At 59.0% G+C, this 16,864-nt stretch carries 18 protein-coding genes; 7 read left to right on the plus strand and 11 right to left on the minus strand.

The window, feature by feature from the left end:
* The first annotated feature begins 149 nt into the window (after nt 1–149).
* A complete protein-coding gene (locus tag LKE08_RS11710) occupies nt 150–809 on the plus strand; it encodes a PEP-CTERM sorting domain-containing protein (protein WP_324704408.1) in 660 nt (219 codons plus the stop codon).
* Between the two features lie 10 nt (nt 810–819).
* Here LKE08_RS11710 and LKE08_RS11715 read toward each other — a convergent pair whose 3' ends face one another.
* On the minus strand, nt 820–1,479 hold the full coding sequence (locus LKE08_RS11715) for an A/G-specific adenine glycosylase (RefSeq protein ID WP_324704409.1): 660 nt from the start codon (nt 1,477–1,479) through the stop codon (nt 820–822).
* 172 nt (nt 1,480–1,651) lie between these two features.
* On the opposite strand from LKE08_RS11715, the gene LKE08_RS11720 reads away from it, so the two are divergent.
* Nucleotides 1,652–2,554 carry a GIY-YIG nuclease family protein gene (locus tag LKE08_RS11720; RefSeq protein ID WP_324704410.1) on the plus strand — a complete coding sequence of 301 codons (903 nt, stop codon included), beginning with the start codon at nt 1,652–1,654 and terminating at the stop codon, nt 2,552–2,554.
* Nucleotides 2,555–2,629: 75 nt separating this feature from the next.
* Nucleotides 2,630–2,770 carry a hypothetical protein gene (locus LKE08_RS11725; RefSeq protein WP_324704411.1) on the plus strand — a complete coding sequence of 47 codons (141 nt, stop codon included), beginning with the start codon at nt 2,630–2,632 and terminating at the stop codon, nt 2,768–2,770.
* 99 nt (nt 2,771–2,869) lie between these two features.
* Here the strand turns inward: LKE08_RS11725 and LKE08_RS11730 are convergent, their stop codons facing one another.
* Nucleotides 2,870–3,517, minus strand: a complete 648-nt coding sequence (locus LKE08_RS11730; RefSeq protein WP_324704412.1) for a DUF3696 domain-containing protein — start codon at nt 3,515–3,517, stop codon at nt 2,870–2,872.
* Here LKE08_RS11730 and LKE08_RS11735 point away from each other — a divergent pair.
* From LKE08_RS11735 to LKE08_RS11745, 3 genes are all read left to right on the plus strand, one after another.
* A complete protein-coding gene (locus LKE08_RS11735; protein ID WP_324704413.1) occupies nt 3,499–4,083 on the plus strand; it encodes a helix-turn-helix domain-containing protein in 585 nt (194 codons plus the stop codon). The two genes, LKE08_RS11730 and LKE08_RS11735, sit on opposite strands and share 19 nt — an antisense overlap.
* A gap of 79 nt (nt 4,084–4,162) precedes the next feature.
* On the plus strand, nt 4,163–4,390 hold the full coding sequence (locus tag LKE08_RS11740) for a hypothetical protein (protein WP_324704414.1): 228 nt from the start codon (nt 4,163–4,165) through the stop codon (nt 4,388–4,390).
* A 640-nt stretch (nt 4,391–5,030) separates the two neighbouring features.
* Complete coding sequence (locus LKE08_RS11745; protein ID WP_324704415.1) at nt 5,031–5,234, plus strand: hypothetical protein; 204 nt, start codon at nt 5,031–5,033, stop codon at nt 5,232–5,234.
* A 73-nt stretch (nt 5,235–5,307) separates the two neighbouring features.
* Here LKE08_RS11745 and LKE08_RS11750 read toward each other — a convergent pair whose 3' ends face one another.
* The 8 genes from LKE08_RS11750 to LKE08_RS11785 all read right to left on the minus strand — a co-directional run bounded on the left by LKE08_RS11750 (nt 5,308) and on the right by LKE08_RS11785 (nt 15,132).
* A complete protein-coding gene (locus tag LKE08_RS11750; RefSeq protein ID WP_324704416.1) occupies nt 5,308–7,206 on the minus strand; it encodes a hypothetical protein in 1,899 nt (632 codons plus the stop codon).
* Between the two features lie 88 nt (nt 7,207–7,294).
* A complete protein-coding gene (locus LKE08_RS11755) occupies nt 7,295–7,945 on the minus strand; it encodes a thermonuclease family protein (protein ID WP_324704417.1) in 651 nt (216 codons plus the stop codon).
* Between the two features lie 36 nt (nt 7,946–7,981).
* On the minus strand, nt 7,982–9,976 hold the full coding sequence (locus tag LKE08_RS11760; protein WP_324704418.1) for a type II toxin-antitoxin system HicA family toxin: 1,995 nt from the start codon (nt 9,974–9,976) through the stop codon (nt 7,982–7,984).
* A gap of 118 nt (nt 9,977–10,094) precedes the next feature.
* Complete coding sequence (locus LKE08_RS11765) at nt 10,095–10,496, minus strand: hypothetical protein (protein WP_324704419.1); 402 nt, start codon at nt 10,494–10,496, stop codon at nt 10,095–10,097.
* Nucleotides 10,497–10,573: 77 nt separating this feature from the next.
* Complete coding sequence (locus LKE08_RS11770; RefSeq protein ID WP_324704420.1) at nt 10,574–10,924, minus strand: hypothetical protein; 351 nt, start codon at nt 10,922–10,924, stop codon at nt 10,574–10,576.
* 459 nt (nt 10,925–11,383) lie between these two features.
* Entirely contained in the window at nt 11,384–13,630 is a 2,247-nt protein-coding gene (locus tag LKE08_RS11775; protein ID WP_324704421.1) for an ATP-binding domain-containing protein, read from the minus strand.
* A gap of 308 nt (nt 13,631–13,938) precedes the next feature.
* The gene (locus LKE08_RS11780) at nt 13,939–14,103 is read right to left on the minus strand and encodes a hypothetical protein (protein WP_324704422.1); all 165 of its coding nucleotides are present in this window, start codon (nt 14,101–14,103) and stop codon (nt 13,939–13,941) included.
* 45 nt (nt 14,104–14,148) lie between these two features.
* Entirely contained in the window at nt 14,149–15,132 is a 984-nt protein-coding gene (locus LKE08_RS11785; protein ID WP_324704423.1) for a hypothetical protein, read from the minus strand.
* A 558-nt stretch (nt 15,133–15,690) separates the two neighbouring features.
* Between LKE08_RS11785 and LKE08_RS11790 the strand changes: the two genes are divergently transcribed.
* Nucleotides 15,691–16,389: a hypothetical protein gene (locus LKE08_RS11790; RefSeq protein ID WP_324704424.1), complete on the plus strand. Its 699-nt coding sequence runs from the start codon at nt 15,691–15,693 to the stop codon at nt 16,387–16,389.
* Nucleotides 16,390–16,521: 132 nt separating this feature from the next.
* On the opposite strand, the gene LKE08_RS11795 is transcribed toward LKE08_RS11790, so the two are convergent.
* On the minus strand, nt 16,522–16,864 hold a 343-nt coding region (locus LKE08_RS11795), incomplete at its 5' end, for a hypothetical protein (protein WP_324704425.1).

Raw genomic sequence — 16,864 nt, forward strand, 5'->3', positions numbered from 1 at the left:
GCACCTCGGGGGAAACGGAGGCGGGCGGGCGAATCAATTTTACAAAAGCTTTATCAAATACCGCCGTATTTTTACAGAGCCACCTTGTCTTTCGGGAGAAAGTTTGGAATAGTATTGAACCAAATTCCATTGGATTTACAACTTTTAAAATGAATCGAGCAATTTGTCTGTCGAGTCTGATAGTCGGCAGCGTTTTGATGCCGGGTGTTGCGAATGCCCTGATGCCCACTCCCGTAGATTGGAACGACATTACGGAGGGCGAAGTTTTTGGCGTGGATGTCACGGCGACGGGCTTCACCTTTCCGTCCGAAGATTCTCCGTCAATCGGGGAAAGAGCATTTACCGGCTCGTCTTTTGCCGCGGCTCCCCTCTCCAATGCCGAGACGATTTATAACTACATTTCGACGGACAATTGGAGCGTCACCTTCGATGCCCCGCTGTCGGATTTATTCCTTTACGGGTGGTCGTGGCGGGGAACAACCACCGTTTTTAATGTCGATCCTCCCACGACTTACACCTTCAGTTCGCCATTCTCGATCTTGTCGGGTTTCGACGGCTCTACCGTCAGCGGTAACAGTCTGACCGTACCCGATACCGGATTTTTGGCGGCGGGTATTCTCAAGTTTTCCGGGCCAATTTCCGAGTTGTCGGTCATTTCGGAGGGCGAAAACCCTGGTGGAGGTCAAACTTTAGCTTTCGCCACGACGGGAATTTACGAGCCGGAGTCCGTACCCGAACCCGCATCCGCGCTGGGGCTGTTGGCGCTGGGCGCGTTGGGCGTTTCCCGGCTGAAGCGCGATCGCGGTTGAACGCGCCCCGTCAGGACGGCGGTTCTTCGTTTGCGTAGCGGCACCGCTCCCGCAGGGGGCAGTCCGGACACTTCGGCTTCCGTGCGGTGCAGGTCAGGGCGCCGAAGTCGAGCAATGTCAGGTTCCACCGTCCGGCGTTCGTTTCCGGCGCGATGTCGTCCGCCAGTTGCCACAGCGCTTTTTCCCTGGATTTGATCCGCCCCCCCTCCAGTCCGAAGAACCGCCCCAGGATTCTCGCCACGTTTGCGTCCAGGACGGCGACGGGTTTCCCGAAGGCGTGGGCCAAGACCGATCGCGCGGCGTACAATCCCACCCCCGGCAGGTTCAGCAGTTCCGCTTCCGAGTCGGGTACTTCGCCGCCGTATTTCTCCACCACCGTCCGCGCCGCCGATCGCAGGGATGCCGCCCGCTTCAGCAGTCCCAGCGGCCGCAGCAGTTCCAGCAGGTCGTCCGGGTCGGCGATCGCCAAATCTTCCACGGTCGGGTATCGCTCCAGCAGTTCCTCGTACACGGGTGCCACCTGGGAGGCCGTCGTCTTTTGCAGCAGGCATTCGGCCACCAACAGGCGGTAGGGGTTTGCCGTCCGCCGCCAGGGAAAGTCCCGCCGGTTCTCCTCGCCCCACGCCAGCAGCCGCTCTCGAAACCAGTGCGCTTCCGCTTCCGTCGCCATGCCATCGCCCCCCGATTGCCTCCACTGCTTCAGTTTATCTTTCCCCTAGAACAACTGTCCTCATCCCGCACCGCGCCGGCCCCCGACCGTTGACGTTTAATTCCACGTCCCCCTCTCGAATCGCTACAATGCACGGTGGCGGGTGCATCGGCAACAATTGAGGATTCAAACCATGTGGCTGAAGTACGGCGCCGACCCCCACGGACATTTGAAGGAAGTCGGGAACGTCCCCGGCGGAAAAACCAATCTCGCCTGCCCCTACTGCGGGGGGCGACTGACCGCGAAGAAGGGCCGGGTCAAGTCCCACCACTTCGCCCACGCCGGGGAAACCTGCAAGCCCGTATCCGAGAGGCACAAGACGAAGCGCTGGCCGGGACTGCCCCTGTACGATCGCTTCAACATCCAACTGCCGGGGCGGGAGGTGGAACAACTGAAGGTGCTGTGGCGAACCTACGGCGTCCGGGGTGCGGCGATTCCCCGCGACCTGATTGACCTGCGGTGGCGATTGCGGGGGTTAATCGAGTGCGACGGCGATCGCTGCGAACTGTCCGACCTGGGAAAAATCCCGGTGGGGGCGCTATCCCTGGGAAAATTCAACGCCGTCCAGGAACCGCTGCTGCTGTCCGAGTGGCAGGCGTACCGGGGCAGGGCGGAACGGGCGGACACGGCAAACCTGTCCGCCGCCGGGGAGTATCGGGCTGACCTGAGAATCTACGAGGCGCAGTTGCGGCGGATTTGGCTGAATCAGCTCTACTTCCTGGAGGTGAGGGCGGACGGCCACCTGTTCCACAAGATCGGCATCACCCGGCGGGAGATCGGCGATCGCATCCCCGAGATTCGCCAAGACCTGAAGCGACAGTACGCCACCGTCGAGGTGAACCTGCTGGGACTGTGGCGGCACCGGGGCAACGTGGAGCTGTACTTCAAGCACCGCTACTCCGAGTTCAACCACCGCATCGGCGGGCTGACGGAGTATTTCCGGTTCCCCGACGTGAAAGCCGTACTCAACGACCTGCACGGCATGGGGCCGAAGGTGCTGTCCGAGGTGGAGGAACGGATACTGCGGGAAAGCTGACGCCGTTCGGGGGGAGGGATGCGATCGCGGATCGTCCCCCGCCGAGTGGTTCTAGGGGAAAGGGATGGCGGGCGATTGGCAATTAATGCGGGCCGTCGCTGGGGAGTGAAAGGGCGATCGGTGCCGGCCTCCCCGATGTTTGAGGATGTCGGCGCTGCGGGGGCGCTGTCGATCGCGTGGGGAATGCCCCGGTACTGGGCGGTGGCGACGGTTTGAGTGAGTTCGGGGGTGCGATCTCCGCAGATCCGATCCGCGATCGCCCGCTTTGACTCGCCTTCTCGAATGCCAGGAAGCGACGATGGGGAGCGCGACACCTCAGATTTCAAACAGTTTTCCCCAGTCGGCATCCTTCTGGTCGAAGAACCCGTCGGGCCAGTCCTCGATCGCGCCCCTTTCGTCACACCGAATTTCCGTGCGATCGCCCCCGTGGCTCAGGTTGTAGATTTTGAATAACGCTGCGGGAATCTCCTGGGCTTTGACCGCGATACGGAAGCCGTCCAGGATGACGTCGCTGTCGGTTTCAATGACAATTTGGATGCCCGCGACAGCCGCTCGGACCATCACCCGGGTCAGTGTCGCCACGGTGCGGGGGTGTTGCATCAATTCCGGCTTCTCGATTGCCACCAGCTCTCCGGGCTGGGCTGACAGCAATTTGACCAGGATCGGCTGGACGGCGGAACTCGATGGGGGATGGGGGTGGCAGTGGGGGAACAGGTCGTCCGCGTACAGCGCCAGGTTCTCTCCCAACCGCGCCGCGCCCGTGTCCGGGTGAACCAGCGACTCGATAATCGGTCGGTCCGGATCGAACGTCAGGGGAGTTCGGTTTAGATGCAGCGCCCGGGTTTGGCATTGAGAGGCGATCGCCTCCAGCAGCGTCGTCTTTCGGGTGCCGGGGAGTCCCACAATCAGGGTGACGCTCCCCAGCTTCAGTTCTCGGCCGTCAATTGTTACGGTTTCAATCATCTGTTTGCCTCGGTTCGGGACATGGAAGTTTCAGCCTTCGCCTGGGTCCGTGCGATCGCCTACATGAGTGTATCTCGCAAAACCATTCCCCATCGCGCACTTATCGCACCTCTGCCACCGCGTCGGCGAATGCCGTCTCGAAAATAACTGCGGCGCGGTCGGGTGCCTACGGCGTCCGGGTTCGGAAGTCGGCGGTCGGCGCGGCTTTTCCACACCGGCTCCGATTTCACCGCCGAGACACTGGTGCATTGATGGACAACGACCATTCCGACCGACCCAGACCCCTGACGGCGCGGCAGTTGGCCCTACTCTCGGGCTACCGCGACTGCAAGCTGGGCCTGTCCCCCCGCGCTTTCTACGCCAAGTGGAATGTCACTTACGAACAAATCGCCGACATCTGCGATCGCTCCCCCTCCACCGTCCGCCGTTGGTTCGCAAGGGGCGACCGCTACCGCCGCCCGACTCCGAATGACCTGCGGCACCTCGCCCTGGTAGACCTGCTCTGGGAGCGGTGGGACGACCTGCCCGACGACCTGAAGCGGCGGTTTCACCGCACGGATGGTTGATTATGTCAAGGGACGCACGCCCTGTTTTCTCGGAAGGATTCCGCCTACCGTGAATTCGGAGCGCTTTACATCGTGTGCCATGACCACTTTCAACAGGCTGCATCCCTGGTGTCTGGTGCGATCGCCCGACCGCTTGGAGGGGGAGTCCGCCTCCCCATCTCCGGCTCCGGTCGTCGCCCGCTTCCGGTCGTGCAACGACGCGATCGAGCATGGGCGCGTCCTGCGTCGGCTCATCCCCGGCGTTCGGTATCGGGTGGTTTACGACCCGCCTGACAAGGGCGGCGCTTCGGCTTCTGAGCAAGTCTAACGGATGGAAAAAGAACCCAAGTTAATTCTCACCTATGCCCTCTCGTTCGGGGGCATTTTTTTTGTCCACACATTCGCACGGGTTCCTCTCCTCGGGTGCGATCGCGCAGCGCTTCAGCGAATTTCTCCACCCATATCGGATTGCCTGAACGAGTGAGTCGGAAAGCGATCGCCCTCATCGCCCGTCGCCTCGAACACTCTTTGTTTCCAATCAACTAATTTCCTCAACGAGTGAGGAGTCTTGGACGAGATGTGGCGCGGTTCTAGAGCTTTCGCAGTTTCCAATCAACTAATTTCCCCAGCGAGTGGGGAGGGACCCCCATTGTAACCCCGATGGGAAGGGAAGTCCAGACGCCGTTTGCGAGCCTCACCCAATTTTGCAGTACATCGTACTGATGCCTCATCCCGATCGCGCCTCGAAACGCCCACGGGGAGGGATGTCGAGGCTCCCGACGAAAGAATGGGCATTTGAGGCTTTTTCGGTTGACCCTCGCAAAACTCATTTCGCAGCCTTTAATAAATGACAGTCGAGCGCGGATTCGTCGTTGCAGTTGGGTCGGCAATTGCCCGCAGACTCCGGTGGGCGGCGGGACGCATCGGGTTTCGCCGTGGGGTTCGCTCGGGGGCGGGTATCTCCTCGGATGTTTTCGGCATCGCGCCCCGTCCTTCCCGCACCCGCTGGCTTGGCGGTCGGTTTCGCGGGGCGATCGCGGCATTTGATACGAGCAATCCGGCACGAGTGCGCGATCGCCCACTTTGACTTGCCTTCTCGATCGCACCTCGACTGCCTCCACCGCTTCAGCTACCTTTTCCCAAAGCAATTCTCCTTCTTCCGCACCGCGTAAGCGAATGCCGTCCGGAAAGTGGCGGAGGTGGTGCGCTGCGCGATCGGGCAAAACCGAGCACCGGGGGCGACGTTCAACAGGGGTCGCCCAAGTGTTTTTTTAGGTAAGAGATAAACGTTTCATAATCTTCCTTTGATGTAAAGCATTGGTGGGGAAATAGCAGCGGTTCTGTCTCGGACAGATATAAAAGGATGAAGTCGTCACAACATTTGTATTTGTGAAAATCTGTCAGCTTCCTTTCAAACGTTTCAAGTTCAGAACCTGTTATTTTGATTCTATCTGGGAATATGAAAGTTTGGGATTTAGCAGTCATGTATGGTTTGTTACGGTCGTAAAGTTGCGAGTTTTTTTTGGATACAAATAAATGCCAATATAATTTTGGAAATAAAAAACAAAGCGTCGCCAATAAAATCAGTGGCGAATATTTGAAAATTTCGTTTTCGATTCCTCCAAAGAACAGGAAATATACGGACAAAAAAAGCAGCAAGCAGCGAACATTGTTGTAAATTTTCCAGCAGATTAGTCCGGGCGATTTTTCAAAGTTATATGCCTTTATCAAATCTTCCCGCGTGAGCTTGTATTGCAAGGTAATCTTTTCCGGAGGAGTCGGTTTTGGAGTCGGAGGAGTCGGTTTTGGAGTCGGAGGAGTTGGTTTTGGAGTCGGAGGAGTCGGTTTTGGAGTCGGAGGAGTCGGTTTTGGAGTCGGAGGAGTCGGAGGGGTTGCGGGTGGCTTAGAAGCGATCTCTTCAACAATCAATTGAATCCAATCTTCCCGATTTGCTTTTTTATAAAAAACGCTACATTCGACTTCTTCTTTGACTTGATAAAACGCCTCTTCGTCGCTCAGTATATTGGTTTTATTGCTCGATTGCTCTCTGTAAATTAACTGGGCACAATTTCCCACCATCACAATCAATGAAGCGTGAGACAATGCGTTGACATTCATTGCATTGAAAAGGTTGAGTCCCAGTGATTTGATGAACATATCGCTCGCCCGCTTTCCGAGCCAAGCCGTACCGAATGCCGCCAGGGATTCAAATTGTCGCATCGGATGCTCCAACTCGAAATCGTAGATCCCCGCAATCTTGTAAACCATTTCGGCGCATTCCTGCGTGACCGTTTTTAAGCCACACTTAGAACTGGCATCTTCGAGTATATCTCGAATTTGCTGATCGGAAGTTAGATTATTGATAAAGTCACCCGTATAACTGCTTGTAGTCGCTTTCCAAGCCGTTTCTCGGATCAGGATTTCTGCAATCTCGTCATTTGTGCGATCGAGATATTTTTTCTTGAGTTTTTTTACGTCGTTTCTCGCCCGTTCAAAATTAACATCAAACCAAAGATCTGCCAGCGGATCGAATGCGCGACTGACCGATTTTTTGGCTTGTTTGATCAGCCATTTTATTAGTCTATCCCAGTCCTCCGTATCGGCTTCATATTTTATTTTTTTGAGCTGACTGAGTTCGGGATTATTCTCGATTTTACCGTTGATTTTATCGATTTTTTCTTCAATTTTTATTGGGGGTGAATTTGGCGGCTCTTGTTTCGGTGGGATAGTTGTCTCTGTAGCGTTTTTATTTGAAGCATTTGTCTGCTGATTTTTTAACTCGATGATATTAAGTTCCAAGTTGTTGAGCAGCAATATGGTTTCGACTTCATACTGAAACTTATTGGTTAGTTTTTCTTTCAAGTTGCGCTTCAGATTTTCGATTTCTTTATTGTCGTCTCCATTTGAAATGTCGCTTTTTATCCGCCTGTTTAATCCTTTTAGTTCGGCTATTATTTCTTTCGTCCTGAACGGGTTTAAGCCGTCATTTTGACCCGTATTGCAATCATACTCCCTTGCCAACTCGTCAACAATTTTTCCTTCCCGCGCCTTCGTCCAGACAATCAGAAACTTTTTGCCCTTTCGTTCGGGCGCTTCCATGTATTCGCGAACTTGTTTCTTTAACTCGATAGTCTGAGTTGCCATGATTTCTGTCCTGTCGATAGGGTCGTCGGAGCGTTGAATGGCGCGATCGCACTTCGAGCCGCGATCGCCCCCGGTCGGATTGACAGCCTCACCCCTCGCAGCCGTACCCGTCGCCGTCGCCGTCGAAGCCGTGGGGGTCGCGCCCCCGAACCGGGAAGTTGCGGTGGGGAACGTCGGGGCAGTTCAAATCGGGGGAGTAGGGGGGGATGCAAATGGTGGGGTAGGACGGGTCGCATTGGCTGCGGGCCGGCTGGGTTTGGGCGTCGCAGTTGCCGTGCCGGAACGCCTCGGGGGGGCAGTTCGCCGCACCCCAGAAGCCGATCGCCATGCGTTTTGCCAGCGCCTCGGCCCTCAGCAAATCTTGTTGACTGCCGGGGCAGTTGTCCAGGTAGCGGCGGTAGACGATCGCGTGTCCCTCCCCGACCAACCGCACGTTCACGTTGCCGTCGCCGTTGAAGATGACGCCCACCACCCGGCCGTACCGGTCCTTTGCCACGGGGACGATAGTGACGGACGAACCCGCCGGGGTCAGTTGTTGCAGCCTGCGGGTCGCCTCCGCCCCGCCGCCCTGCCCGGACTCCGGCGCGTCGATGCAGGCCAGCCGGATGGTGGCGTCGTACCCCCGGGCGCTGACGGTGAGGGTGTCGCCGTCTTCGATGGATGTCACCGTCGCTTCCACCGGCGCGGCGCGGGCGGGTGAAGGAATGAGCAGGAACAGCAGGGCGAGGAGTCGTTTCACGGTTCGTTTTGGGGGAAAGGGTGGGTCGAATTTAAACTAGAAGTTATTTCTCAATTCATCCTCCGTAACTCGGGCATTTTTCAGAATCTTTTTGAGCGTCCCGTAGGGCACATCTCCCGCATGGCGGGGGACGTTGCACGACAGGGTTTTTTCCAGAATGACGTGGCTCCCCTTCTGCCGGTCCACGGAAAATTGCAGCCGCTTCAAGCCCGCGATCGCTTCGTCGGCAGACAGCTTCGGCATCTTCCCTTTGGACAGGGGGGCGGGGACGAACAAATCCCCGGGGCGGATCGGACGGTCGCCGTCGGCATCCTCTTTTTCGTAATCCGCGATGCGGCTTTCCAGGTATGAAATTTTGGCGATCGCCTCCCCGAGTTCGCCGTTCAGCCGCTGCTTGTCCGCTTCCAGCTTCCCGTTTTCTTCGAGGGTATAGATTTCAAAGTCGCGGGACTGCTCTTTGATGTATTCCGCCTCTTTCCGGGCCGCTTCCAACTCTCCGACGTCGGGCTTCGCCGTCAGTTGCTCTTCCAGGTCTTCGGAGTGCCGCCGCGCCGCTTCCAGGTCGTGTCGCAGTTGGGCGATCGCCCGCTCCCGCGTTTCGATCTGCGTCCGGGCGTCGGCTTCCCGCTCCCGGGTCGCCGTCAGCTCCCGCCGAAGCCGTTCCAGGGTGCGGGCCGTCTCCCGCAGTTGCCGCTCCCGGCCGTCGGAGGACTGCTGCAAGTCCGCGATCGCCGCCTCCCGTTCGTCGATTTGCTCCCACGCTGCGGCCCGGGATGCCTCGGCCCGGGACAGTTCGTCCCGCAGTTGCCGCAGCCGTTCCGAGCCCTCGTCCTGCTGCCGCTGGGAATCGGCGAGTTGGGCTTCGTAGTCCGCGATCGCCCGCTCCCGCGCTTCGATTTGCTCCCGCGCTTCGGTGTGGGATTCGACCGCCCGGGTCAGTTCGTCCCGCAGCCGTTGCAGGCGTTCCCGGCTCTCTTCCCGCCGCCGTCGGGAGTCGGCCAGCCGGGTTTCGTAGTCGGCGATCGCCGCCTCCCGCCCGTCGATTTGCTCCTGGGCTTCGGCGTTGGATGCGTCGGCCGCGGCCAGTTCGTCCCGGAGCCGCTCCAGGGTTTCCGAGTTCTCTTCCTGCCGCCGTTGGGAGTCGGCCAGTTGGGTTTGGTAGTCCGCGATCGCCGCTTCGAGGTCGAGCGCCCGTCCGCGCTGCTCCTCTCGGTGGCGCTCCAACTCCTGCCGCGCCCGCTCCTGCCGTTCGAGGAGCGCCGAATTCTGTCGGATTTGTTCGTCCAATTCCCGGCGGATGTCTTGGGCCTCCCCGACCAACCGCTCCCGCTGCTGCCGCTTGCGGTACAGCACCAGTTCGACGAGCAACCAACTGGCGAAGCCGCCCAGGAGGAACACGGCGACCGTCAGGGAAAAAATCTGGGGCCGGTTCCGGAACCGCAGCAAACCCCGCGCCCACCTGCCGTAGCTCTCGACGAACGGCCGCGGCTTGCCCCGGACGTAGTAGACCCGCCCGATGACAGTCCCGGCATTGACCCGCCCGGTGGGTTCGGCTTCCCGTTGGTAAGACCCGGCGTAGGCCCGCTCCGCGAACAGGGGCGGGGGGTCGCGCAGCACGTCGTAGGGGTGTTCCGACAGGGCGTCGGCGTCCAACCCGTCCGCCCAACTGCGGCGGGAGTCGGACCGGTAGATAATCCGCTGGCCGGCGCAGTCCGCCTCGGCGGTCATGCAGTCCGTGACCGCCAGCCCGAACAATCCGTAGTTGCTATCGACCGTGCGCTGGAGTTCGTCCGCCTCCCCCCGGATGAGGGCGTAGGAGAGTTTCGTCGGCAGGGTGTGGGACAGGATGTTGAAGTCCACCGTCTGCACGGCGGCGATCGTCCCGTACCAGTAGCTCTTGTGGTTGCCGTAGTTGGGGACGGTCGCCGCGCCGAAGGAGATGACACCGATGATGCCCAACCGCCCCAGCATTTGCCGGACGAGTTTGGCGTTCATCTTCGAGAGCGACTGTTTGATGGGTTTGAGTTTCATGAGTTGACGCTGCCCAATGGTTACTTATCGGCGCGGACGGGAAGTTTTACGCGGACCGAAATCGATAGGTGCGCTTCGCGGGTGGTGGAGGGGAAGTTGTTCTGGGGGAAACGCGGCATCAGAAGTTGTCGAACAGGCTGAATTCGAGCAGGTTGCGGATCGAATCGCCGAAGTCCGCCCCGTCCTTGGTGCGATCGAGGGTGTCGTAGATGTCCGTCTCGGGCGCTTCGGTGGTGAACACCTCCCGCTGGAGGGTGTAGAAGTGGGTGTAGACGCCCTCGGTTTCCATCTCGGCGGTGACGATGCGGAACCCCTGCATCCCGAGTTGGTTGAGGAATTCGTGCAGGGTCTTGATTTGTTTGGGTTTGATGCGCTTGCCGTTGACGTAGAGGTTCATGATCTCGTTCGTCATGCCGCGCCCGAGCAGTTGCACCCGGATTTGCAGGAATTGGTAGGCCGTGCGGGTTTTGACTGCGGGCCGGGACGGTCTGGGCGCCGGGGGGAGTTTGGTCGTCGTCATGGTCGTTTACCTCTCGTTGTGCGAGTGTTTGATGGTCGGGGGGAGGGGGAAAATTGTTCTAGGGGAAACGCGATGGGTCAGAAGCGGGGTCCGTTGCAGCCGACGGCATCTTTCAGAATCAGTTTCAGCTCCTTGGAGATGGGGAGCGAATCGATTTCGCGGCACAGGCCGGAGCGGGATTCGCCGTCGATGAGGCGCTGTTGGTAAACGCCGACGAGTAGGGCTTCCAAACCGTACTTCGACAGGGCGTCGGAGGCGAGTCCGATGATGCCCAGCAGCACGACGCCGCCGATCATCCCGCCCGGGCCGAGCATCGCCAGCGCCGCGGTGATGGCCGCCGCCCCCGTCAGGCCGGTCGCCGCCATCGCGATCAGGAGGACGACGGCGGGAAGGCCGACCCCCGCAAATTTCCGAATGATTTCGTCCATGATGGTTCGCTCCAAAAGAGTCGTTTGATTGAATGCAAAATATTCGCCACCGCGCAGTTGCGGCATCGGCGCGGACTGACCCGTCGTTTACTTAGATCTCCAAATTGTGGCTCCTATCATGCCGACCCCACAAAATAAAAAGGGTAGAGAAAGATGAACGTCTTCTACGGAAAATCCCCACCCGAAAACCTGAATTGCGAAATTTGAAACCGCCACATTTCCTACGGGTGCGGATGCCAATTGGGAAGACATGAAAAGGAGCCAAAATCCGGTTCCCACCCCCGTCCAAAAACGCCCCGCATCGAGGGAGTCGCTAAAGGTGTAGGCGGAACCCGCAAACACTCCGACAAATTCAAGAATTACTGGCCACATAATCGTTTGGATCTCCGTCGTGTAAATTTTGTTAACGCACGGCGATCGCGCCCCCGCCGTCGGAGGTGAAAGGCGCGATCGCGCAAATCAGGCCCCGGCTGGCAGCAGCAGGTCGTCGTCGCTCATGTCGCGGTCGGCTTTGCGATCGGGGTTGTTGACGAACTCGAAGGTGTAGCCACTTTCCTTGACCCGCATGAGTTCGTCGTACATCGGATAGCTGCCCGTTCCACTGAGCGTCACCCACCCCCGAGCGCGGGTCATGGCGACGAACAGTTGATTTCGCAGGGTGATGCTGTCGTCCTTTTTGGCGACGTTATCCAGCCCGACGACGTAGACCATATCCGCTTCGTTGCCCTTGGCCCGGGCGATGCGGGAAACCGTCACGCCCCCCTCGAACCAGAACGCATCGGGGTCGTTGTCTGGCCATTTGGGTTTCAATTGGTTGAGGCGGGTGCCGCTGGGGATAAAAATCTTGATGTCCCGCTCCATCAAAAATTGGGCGACTTCCGTTTCCAAATCCATCGCGTCCCATTTTTCCCCGAGAACCACGACCAAAATTTGGCGGCTGGGTTCGAGTCCGTCGGTTTTGAGGTTGTACTTGATATTCTCGGCGAGTGCGGCCAGTTCTTCTTGGCGGGAATTGTAGAGTTTCACCTGCATCACGGGTTCGCTCCACAGTTCGGGAATCGGGTTCGGCGAGTTTTTGGGGGGCCGGTGCAGGGTGATGGTTTCGTCCTTTTTGCGAAAGTCGCCCGCCACTTCGTACCCGATCGCCTCCCAGTCTTCTTTCCGGGTGATGCCCGAGATCATCCCGCCGGGGCGCAGGAGTCCCATGCCGATGGCGTGGGCGGCGACGAGGATCGGGCCGGGCGTCCGGTAGCAGCGGTGCATCACCTCCGACTTTTTGATGCCGCCCTTGTGCGAACCGCGAACGAAACTGGCGAAGCCCGCATCCTTGCCGAACAGGTTGGGCGCGGACGGGATCGTTTTGGCGTCCAAACTCTGGGCTTCGTCGTAGGCCCAAATCAGCCGCTTCTGGTTCGGGTCTTTTGGATTCGCTTCTCCCATCGGCCGCAGCGATCGATACGCCAGCCAGTAGATCGCCTGCCGTTCCTGGTGCAGCAAAGCCGGGGGATCGACCACCAAATCCTGACCCTCATCCACGAGAACCGCGTCGAACATCGGCTCGATGTCCCGCCGGTTTTCCTGTAGGTCTTCCTGCAATCGCTTGCAGATGTCCGCCAAGCCTTCGTTGGGTTGCCTGTAATCGGTATCGTTAACCCTCAAAGGAGATTTGTGGTGATGTTCGCAAATGACCCGGTAAAATCCCGGCCGGTCTTTTGCGCCCCAGGCGTGGAGGATGCGGAGTTTGCGTTTGGCGTGGGGATTGTTTTTGTAGCCGATATCGCCGCAACTGAAGTGGCGCATCCACTTATCGACCAGCCCCTCGATTTGGTCGTACAGGGAGCGGGTGAAGAACACCAGGGCGATGTCCCAGTCGGGGTGCTTCAGGTGCATATTGGCGGCTTTCTGAGCCAGGAGGACGGTCTTGCCCGATCCGGCGATGCCGCGAATCCGCTGCGCCCCGGGGGGAATTTCCAACCCGATGTGGCTCTGCTGCAAGTCCAATTCGTAGAGCCGCTGCCGGACGGAGTTGATGACCTCGGCGCGGGTCTTTCCTTTTTTATTGGTGACGCTCGGCCGCGTTTGCTCTTTCCGCAGGACGGTCGTGCCGCCGACGACGGCCAACAGCAGTTCCCACTGGCTCTCGTCGAGGTTTTTGCCGGCCTGAACCGGGGAAGTTTGCTCGATTTTTTTGAGCAGCGTCTTTTCGCCCATTTGGTCTTTGAACAGGATCGGCGGACAGTTGGGCAGGCGGTCGAAGCCTTTGTCCTGCCATTCTTGTTCGGTGACGAGCGGGAGGGCGACCGTCACGCGACCGCGAATCAGACGGCGGATTTCCGACTCGCGATCGCAGTAAGCCAGCAGCGAGTAGAGCTGATCTTCGGCTTGCTGGTAGGGACTGCCGGAAGCCTCATAGAAATTTCGGTAACTCCACAGGTGGCCGCTAACTTCCACAATTTGGTCGATGGTCAGACATTTGACTTCCGCGATGACGATGCCCAGTTCGCGATCGACCATCAGCACGTCCGGCTCCTTGCGGGTTTCGCCGGTTTTGGAAAAAATGGGATACCGCCAGTATCCGATGCAGTTTCGATTCCTGAATGCCTGCTTGAAAGCGTCCCAAACTTTCTGTTCGCACCGCTCTCCGGCTTTGCCGATCGGGTCGGTTTCGATAAAGCGACGGCCGGAATCTTCAATGCCTACTGCCATTAATCAAAGCCTCTGATAGTTCAAAAAAAATTGGTCTACTCTTCCACTCCCCAAACATCCGCCACCGCCGGAAAGTTGCAGCCGACGCGGCCGAATGCACCGCTTCAATTCCCGAAGGAATCGCCCTGTAAAGTGGCGTCGGGTTTTTTTCTCCCACCCCTCCCGCCTGCGGACGTTCGCGGCGATCCGAGAAGTTTTACCCTATCTCCAGCCTACGTTTTTCTCGCGGTTTGGTAATTCGTATTTACACGGAATTTGTGAGTTTTTTCCGCTTCCCCTTTTCCGTGCGTCCACGGAGGTTTTTTTCGTCAACGGTCGCGATCGCGACACGACCCCCCGCCCCCGTTCCGCCCGAGCCGCCCCCGGCCGTCGCTTCCCGGACGAAGTGTTGCAACCTCAAATAGAACTATCGTTTCCGTCCAAAACATCCCCGCCGACGTGCGGATGCCGGAAATGTCAGGGTGCGATCGCATCGGTGGGGATGGGGGGGTCGAGGTGTCGGGCGGACGCGATCGGCGTCAGGATTCGGGGCGGACGAGGGTGGGTTCGATCCAAATCGGCTTCCGCAGCTTCCGCCCCTCGCCGTGCGGCTGCATCCGCCAGTGTCCCCTGCGCCAGAAGGAATCGACGCGCCACTCCCGCGCCCCCTCCCGTTCGCCGGGACGGACGTCGCCCGACCGCTTGATCTGATAGCCGCGCCCGATCCACCGGGGCGACAGCTTCGCCTCGCCTTTGTCCGCTCCCCCGCCGCCGAAGCCCCTGCCGGTCGAAACGGCGGGTTCCTCGGATATCAGCTCGGGCTTGAACGCGATCGCCATCACCGATTGCAGGACGATTTCCCGGAACCGCATCGCCCAGGTGAACTCGGCGTCCGTCCCGATTTGCACCGGCGGCCGGTAGCTCCCGTCCCGGCGGATGCCCCGGAACGAGGCGAAGGCGCTGGTTTTCGAGTTCATCCCCGCCCACGTCACCATCAATCGGTAGTCGGCGTGGCTGGCGAACATCGACGCGCAGTCGTCCAAGTCGGCGGACACGCCCCACCTCGACCCCGAGCAGAACCCCGGCCGGTCCGCGTCCCAGAAGTTGACGGCCGCGAAATCCACGCAGCCGCCGTCGGGGGTGGGGATTGACCCCTCGGGGAACAGCAGCAGCAGGCTGGGGACGGGCGCCCGCAAGTCCGAGAGCAGGTCGCCCTTGTCGGCGATGCTCGTCTGGCAGAACGCCTCGATCAGGTCGGCATCCACGCAGTAGACCGGACCCGATTGCAGCGCCCACAGGGACAGGCTCGCCTGCAACATCTGGGGTTCGAGCCGGTCGTACCGCTGGCGGATGAACTGGCCGAGCAAATTGATTTCGGTCAGGGCGCGGAGGTGGCGCCACTTCAGGTAGGGCCGCGGGATGCGGTAGTCGGGCAGGTCGAACGCGGGCAGGTCGGAATCGCCCCGGCGGATGCGCTTCAGTTGCGCCTCGATGTCGCGGATCAGCTCGCTTCGGGTCGTCATCGGCTTCGCTCCTCTCGTCTCTCTCTCCATCTTCCCGGACGGCGTAGCCCCCGCCTCCCACCCGATGCCGTTCTGCGGGAAATGCCGCGATCGCATCCGTCGCCTACCCACCCGATGCCGTTCTAGGGGAGACGCTTCGATCCCTGCGGTGGCGGACGTTCGACGATTCCCCTAGAACAAATGTGCCATCAAAAAAGCAGCCCCCGAGGACTGCGGCGAATTGAGGATCGGGTCGGAGATGGGGAGGGGGTGACGGCGATCGGTGTGCTGCGCGGAGTCCGGGGAATGAGCCTTCCGTTCTGGGTACCCGGGTCGGGAGGGCGGTTCAAACTCCGGTCGATTCCCCCTTTAACGCACGATGGAAAGGCAACAAAAAGCAGTCCGAGCGGACGGTATCGACGATTTCTTCTCGGAGTTTTAGAGGGTCTTTGTCGCGGATTTTTTTATTACAAATTTTTCCGGATTGTTAAATTAAAAATAAATGATGTTTGCCCTTGTCACGGCTGATTCGGTTTGTTATTATGGGACTCGAACACCCGAGAAATTTCGGAAGCGATTGTGTTTAAAAAAACGATAATTCCCCTAGTCGCAACCGTCCTGACGGGAGCCGTTTTTATCGGAAGTGCCGAAGCCGCTTTAATGAGGACGACATCGGAACTCGGCGGTGAAACATTCCATGTCGTGGTCGATGATGTCAACAATCTCGAATGGCTGGCTTTGAGGCACACTTACGGGCCTCCTGTTACCGTCATCTCTCGCTATAGCCAGTATGGTTTTCGATGGGCGAACGCCGAGGATGTCAACACGATTATCGAGGAGATTTTTCCCGCCTGCACTCCCGGTAAAAGTACATTTGGCTGCTCCGACTACCGCCTGAATTCAGATAACGTCGGCAGTGAGTCGGCGGGTTTTTGGAAAGGCTTTTCATGGCACTTTTCTGACCTGTTCGATACAACCTTCCCGAATTCTGGAGCGGGTTCTGCCGCCTATTTTAACGATAATGAGATCGACGGCAATCAGCACTTGTTTCGCATCTGGCCTTCCGGCGTCAACAACTACGGCTACATGAAGACATGGATTGTCGATCGGTCTGATGACTCATTTGGTTACGGCGGATTCAGGGTGTTTATGGTGAGAGACTTCAACCCCCAACCTCAGACTCCCCCCGCGTCCGTACCCGAACCCCTGTCCGCTTCGGCCATTCTCGCCGTCGGCGCCGCCGTCGCCGTCGGTGCGGTCAAAAAAAGGGCGGTTTGAATCGACTGCCGATCGCGATCGGCGTCTCCACCCGCCCGAATTGTTCCGGGGGAAATGCTTTGAACCCTGCGGCGATGGGAATTCGACCGTTCCTCCAGAACAAATGTTCCAAAAGGTGAAGGGCGATCGCGCTTATCGCCCATCCCTCGCCTCCTGCCTCCGGACGGCGTAGCTCCCGACCTTGCGGTGGCGGGGAATTTTCACGATTCGGCGAGGGGGTGACGGCGATCGGTGAAACGCGATCGCGGTGCGGCGATTCCCGCAGAACGAAATCCCCTGCAACGTTTTACAGGGGGCGCGGCGGTTGACCGAAACATCCACGCCGCCGGACATCTTCACCCGCCCCGTTCCTCGGGAAGCGGAGCGGCATCGCCCCCGAAACCGACGTCGGGATACCGACGTTTGTTGATGTCGATTGATTTCCGAGCATTGGCGGCTATTCGCCGTCGCCCGTCTCCCCCGCCCGTTCGATGAA

It is taken from the genome of Lyngbya sp. CCY1209, assembly GCF_035615495.1.
GTDB lineage: Bacteria > Cyanobacteriota > Cyanobacteriia > Cyanobacteriales > Microcoleaceae > Limnospira.

Excerpts from the sequence above, each read along its gene's own strand:
- LKE08_RS11710 (WP_324704408.1), top strand. The coding sequence starts at position 150 with ATGAATCGAGCAATTTGTCTGTCGAGTCTGATAGTCGGCAGCGTTTTG.
- LKE08_RS11715 (WP_324704409.1), bottom strand. The coding sequence starts at position 1,479 with ATGGCGACGGAAGCGGAAGCGCACTGGTTTCGAGAGCGGCTGCTGGCG.
- LKE08_RS11720 (WP_324704410.1), top strand. The coding sequence starts at position 1,652 with ATGTGGCTGAAGTACGGCGCCGACCCCCACGGACATTTGAAGGAAGTC.
- LKE08_RS11730 (WP_324704412.1), bottom strand. The coding sequence starts at position 3,517 with ATGATTGAAACCGTAACAATTGACGGCCGAGAACTGAAGCTGGGGAGC.
- LKE08_RS11740 (WP_324704414.1), top strand. The coding sequence starts at position 4,163 with ATGACCACTTTCAACAGGCTGCATCCCTGGTGTCTGGTGCGATCGCCC.
- LKE08_RS11745 (WP_324704415.1), top strand. The coding sequence starts at position 5,031 with ATGTTTTCGGCATCGCGCCCCGTCCTTCCCGCACCCGCTGGCTTGGCG.
- LKE08_RS11750 (WP_324704416.1), bottom strand. The coding sequence starts at position 7,206 with ATGGCAACTCAGACTATCGAGTTAAAGAAACAAGTTCGCGAATACATG.
- LKE08_RS11760 (WP_324704418.1), bottom strand. The coding sequence starts at position 9,976 with ATGAAACTCAAACCCATCAAACAGTCGCTCTCGAAGATGAACGCCAAA.
- LKE08_RS11765 (WP_324704419.1), bottom strand. The coding sequence starts at position 10,496 with ATGACGACGACCAAACTCCCCCCGGCGCCCAGACCGTCCCGGCCCGCA.
- LKE08_RS11770 (WP_324704420.1), bottom strand. The coding sequence starts at position 10,924 with ATGGACGAAATCATTCGGAAATTTGCGGGGGTCGGCCTTCCCGCCGTC.
- LKE08_RS11775 (WP_324704421.1), bottom strand. The coding sequence starts at position 13,630 with ATGGCAGTAGGCATTGAAGATTCCGGCCGTCGCTTTATCGAAACCGAC.
- LKE08_RS11780 (WP_324704422.1), bottom strand. The coding sequence starts at position 14,103 with ATGCGATCGCACCCTGACATTTCCGGCATCCGCACGTCGGCGGGGATG.
- LKE08_RS11785 (WP_324704423.1), bottom strand. The coding sequence starts at position 15,132 with ATGACGACCCGAAGCGAGCTGATCCGCGACATCGAGGCGCAACTGAAG.